A 2970-nucleotide genomic window follows, 5' to 3' on the forward strand; every position below is an offset into this window, starting at 1 on the left:
GTTGAGCATGACGATGGGGGTATCGTCCGGCAGGGACGCCAGGATATCGGGCAGGGTCTGGGGATTCGGGTCGATGACCGGTTTCTCTGACATGAGGACTCCGTGTGGGTTTTTATCCGCGAGGTCGTGCCATCTTCCAAGCTTCGCCTTGCAGGATTCAATCATCACCTTGCCCCTGGATCTGGAAGAAAGACAGAGGCGATTACGACACCCTGTACGCCAAAGCGGTCACAACGTTGTCAGTTCAATCTGTTCCGCTGCACAGAGACTTTCCAGATCCTCCAGATACTGTGCCGGGCAACGCAGCGTCATCGCCACCGATTGACTGTAATGCACGTCCAGCACCTCGGATTCATTCTGGTCCGCCCAGTGACGAAGGCGCTGCTCCAGGGGAAAGTCCAACTCCAGCCGGCAGGTCACATGCGGAACACTTTCCACCCGTTCCACTTCCGCCAGCACCGCTTCCGCTGCAGCCGCGTAGGCACGGACCAGACCACCCGCACCCAGTTTCACGCCCCCGAAATACCGGATCACCACCACCAGTACATCACTCATGCCCTTGTGCTGGATCACATTGAAAATGGGTTTGCCGGCGGTGCCGGAGGGCTCGCCATCATCGTTCATGGCGGCCTGAGCGGAAGCCGGGTTACCGAGCAGGTAGGCGTAGCAATGATGGCTGGCATCCGGATAACGGGCTCTGGCCTCGTCAATCACCGCCATGGCCTGTTCGCGGTTTGCCACTGGGCGCAGCCAGGTGATGAAACGGCTTTTGTTGATCAGCAGCTCCCGGTCAACGGGACCGGCGGGAACGGGATAACCTTTGATGGCACACTCCGGGTATCACTGGCAGGAAACGGCTATGGTAAGGTAATTGCCGCCTTTATCCGAATACGCGACTTACCATGACCGATCCTCTCAGCCGAGACGATGACAGCCTGCGCCGCCGTAAGCGGCTGGCCATCGGTGTTGCCCTGCCCGTCAGCGGTGTGATTTTCGCACCGCTGCTGTGGGCCTTGTACCAGGATGGCAGTATTTTCTTCTTTGGGCTTTGTGCCCTGTTATGGCTTGGCGTCGGGCGATTTATCTATCATCTGCTGGCACCGGATGAAAAAGGGCGGCACATGGCCGCCCGTGATGAGAATCAGTGATCCACATAGAGGTAGTGCTGCCAACTCATCATCCTCAACAGAATTCGGCGAATGATTGCCACATGGTGAAGATGCTCTGAATAGACAGCAGCCTGGGCACTGACACCCATCGGAAGAGCATCAACACTGTCATTGGGTTCCAGCTCGATGATTGCCAGCGCTTCATTATCCATGCGGCGGAAAGCTTCACCGCCGACCAACTGCTGTCCCGCTGAAAGCTGGGCTTCCGCAATAGTGGGCAGTACCTCCACAAGCTTGCCGGTGAACACCTGCCCCGGTAACGACGTGAACGTGACTTCCGCCTCGTTGCCGGCCTGTAAACGCAACAGGGACTGCTGACGGAAGGCACCCACATAGCGGCGTTTCTCACTGTTTACAAAATTGGCCAACGGCTTGAGCGGCAAAGGCACCGCCATCATGCCCGGGCGAACCGCCAACTGAGTGACAAAACCATCCACCGGTGCGCGGATAATGGTGTTCTCCAGATCAAAGCGTGCTTCATCCAACTGCGCCTTGATGGCGGCAACCGCCGGGTCGTCACCATCGACGGAACCATTGAGCTGTGTTTCCGCCTTGGCCAAGGCGGCTCGGGCGGCTTGCAGGTCCGCATTGGCCGCAGTGACGAGTTCACGCTGGGTATCGACCTGTTGTTTGCTGAATGCTGACAAGGCGCCTTCGTAGCGACGCAGGGTTCGCACGGCCTGGTCACGTTTGGCCGTAACCTGCGCGACTCTGGCTCGAGCTTCCGCCACAGAGGCCACATTGCCCTGTGCCAGCTGACTGGTGTCGGCCAGCTGGGCCTCCAGCTGGGCGACCCTGGCCTGGTAACGGGTATCATCCAGAATCACCAGGGGATCGCCCTTCTTCACCGGAGTGTTCGGTGTCACCGGGACTTCCAGTACCCGTGCACGCACCTCCGGCACTATCGGTGTCACCACATAAACCTGACGTACCTTGCGGGTGAAAGGATGGTTGTAGTTCATGGCCAGCACCATGGCGCCCACCAGCACCACACCGCCGAGTACCGCGGTGGGCACCGACCATTTATTCAGCGGAATCTTGAAAAGTTTGAAAATAAAAACACAGATCGCGGTATAGGTGAGGAGAATAAGCATTTCCATCAGGCTTTCTCCTCCAGCTTGCCTTCCAGGGCGGCAATCCGCTCAGCCTGGGCATCCAGCTTTTCCTGCAAGGCAACCAGCAAGGCTTCATCAACCTGTTGCTGCTCCTGTATTTGCTGAAACCCCCAGCCCCGCTCAGGGCGATAAAGCGTTGCCCAGATCCAGAGGAAAGGCCACAGCACATGCAGAGTGAACAGGCTTACCCAGCCGGCCACATGAATGGCGTCCTGATGAGGGTGATTGCGTTTTTTTGCAATTTCATAGGGGATATCGTGGATAACAATGATGCCGTAGAACAGCACCAGCGCCACAAATATCAGCAAGCCCAGAGCCAGATAACTCAACATTCAGTCCTTCCCCCTTGTCAGTTTCAGTGAGCTCCCGTCACCTCCGGCAATCCATGCCAGCCATGTATCGGCTACAAGTCCCGACCACAACCACTGTAAAGCTGCTCATTACTGGTCACCTTCACCTGGTACTCGAAGGCCTCCCCGCTCATGGTATCCTCACAGGCCATTTCAGAGATTTCCACTTTCAGCTGGGCGGTTTCCGTGTTGGTCTGATAGATGGTTTCGGTCCCTTCAGTCTGTGCACCGGGGTCCGGGGTGGTCACCGTGGTTTCACCGTAATCGCCGACAAATACCAGTTTTTCTTCCGGATAAATCGCCAGGTGCCAGCCGGGCTCGTTACCCACCGCCCAG

Annotated in this window: 5 protein-coding genes; 1 reads left to right on the forward strand and 4 read right to left on the reverse strand. The window is 57.4% G+C overall.

From position 1 onward, the window contains the following. Positions 1–228: 228 nt before the first annotated feature. The gene (locus tag HUJ17_RS03820; RefSeq protein WP_290509429.1) at positions 229–825 is read right to left on the reverse strand and encodes a YigZ family protein; all 597 of its coding nucleotides are present in this window, start codon (positions 823–825) and stop codon (positions 229–231) included. Between the two features lie 77 nt (positions 826–902). Here HUJ17_RS03820 and HUJ17_RS03825 point away from each other — a divergent pair, with 77 nt between their 5' ends. After that, positions 903–1148 (forward strand): hypothetical protein, encoded by a 246-nt coding sequence (locus HUJ17_RS03825; protein WP_290509426.1) that lies wholly within the window; start codon positions 903–905, stop codon positions 1146–1148. Here the strand turns inward: HUJ17_RS03825 and HUJ17_RS03830 are convergent. The 3 genes from HUJ17_RS03830 to HUJ17_RS03840 all read right to left on the reverse strand — a co-directional run. Beyond that, positions 1142–2269 carry an HlyD family secretion protein gene (locus HUJ17_RS03830; RefSeq protein WP_290509427.1) on the reverse strand — a complete coding sequence of 376 codons (1128 nt, stop codon included), beginning with the start codon at positions 2267–2269 and terminating at the stop codon, positions 1142–1144. The genes HUJ17_RS03825 and HUJ17_RS03830 overlap by 7 nt on opposite strands. Beyond that, positions 2269–2616: a DUF3302 domain-containing protein gene (locus tag HUJ17_RS16880; protein ID WP_365870861.1), complete on the reverse strand. Its 348-nt coding sequence runs from the start codon at positions 2614–2616 to the stop codon at positions 2269–2271. Before HUJ17_RS16880 ends, HUJ17_RS03830 begins: the two co-directional genes overlap by 1 nt. Positions 2617–2687: 71 nt before the next feature. After that, the coding region (locus tag HUJ17_RS03840) for a hypothetical protein (RefSeq protein WP_290509428.1) at positions 2688–2970 on the reverse strand (283 nt) is incomplete at its 5' end.

Origin of the sequence: Alcanivorax sp. (genome assembly GCF_014762765.1) — a bacterium.
Taxonomy (GTDB): domain Bacteria; phylum Pseudomonadota; class Gammaproteobacteria; order Pseudomonadales; family Alcanivoracaceae; genus Alcanivorax.

Excerpts from the sequence above, each read along its gene's own strand:
- HUJ17_RS03825 (WP_290509426.1), top strand. The coding sequence starts at position 903 with ATGACCGATCCTCTCAGCCGAGACGATGACAGCCTGCGCCGCCGTAAG.
- HUJ17_RS03830 (WP_290509427.1), bottom strand. The coding sequence starts at position 2,269 with ATGGAAATGCTTATTCTCCTCACCTATACCGCGATCTGTGTTTTTATT.
- HUJ17_RS16880 (WP_365870861.1), bottom strand. The coding sequence starts at position 2,616 with ATGTTGAGTTATCTGGCTCTGGGCTTGCTGATATTTGTGGCGCTGGTG.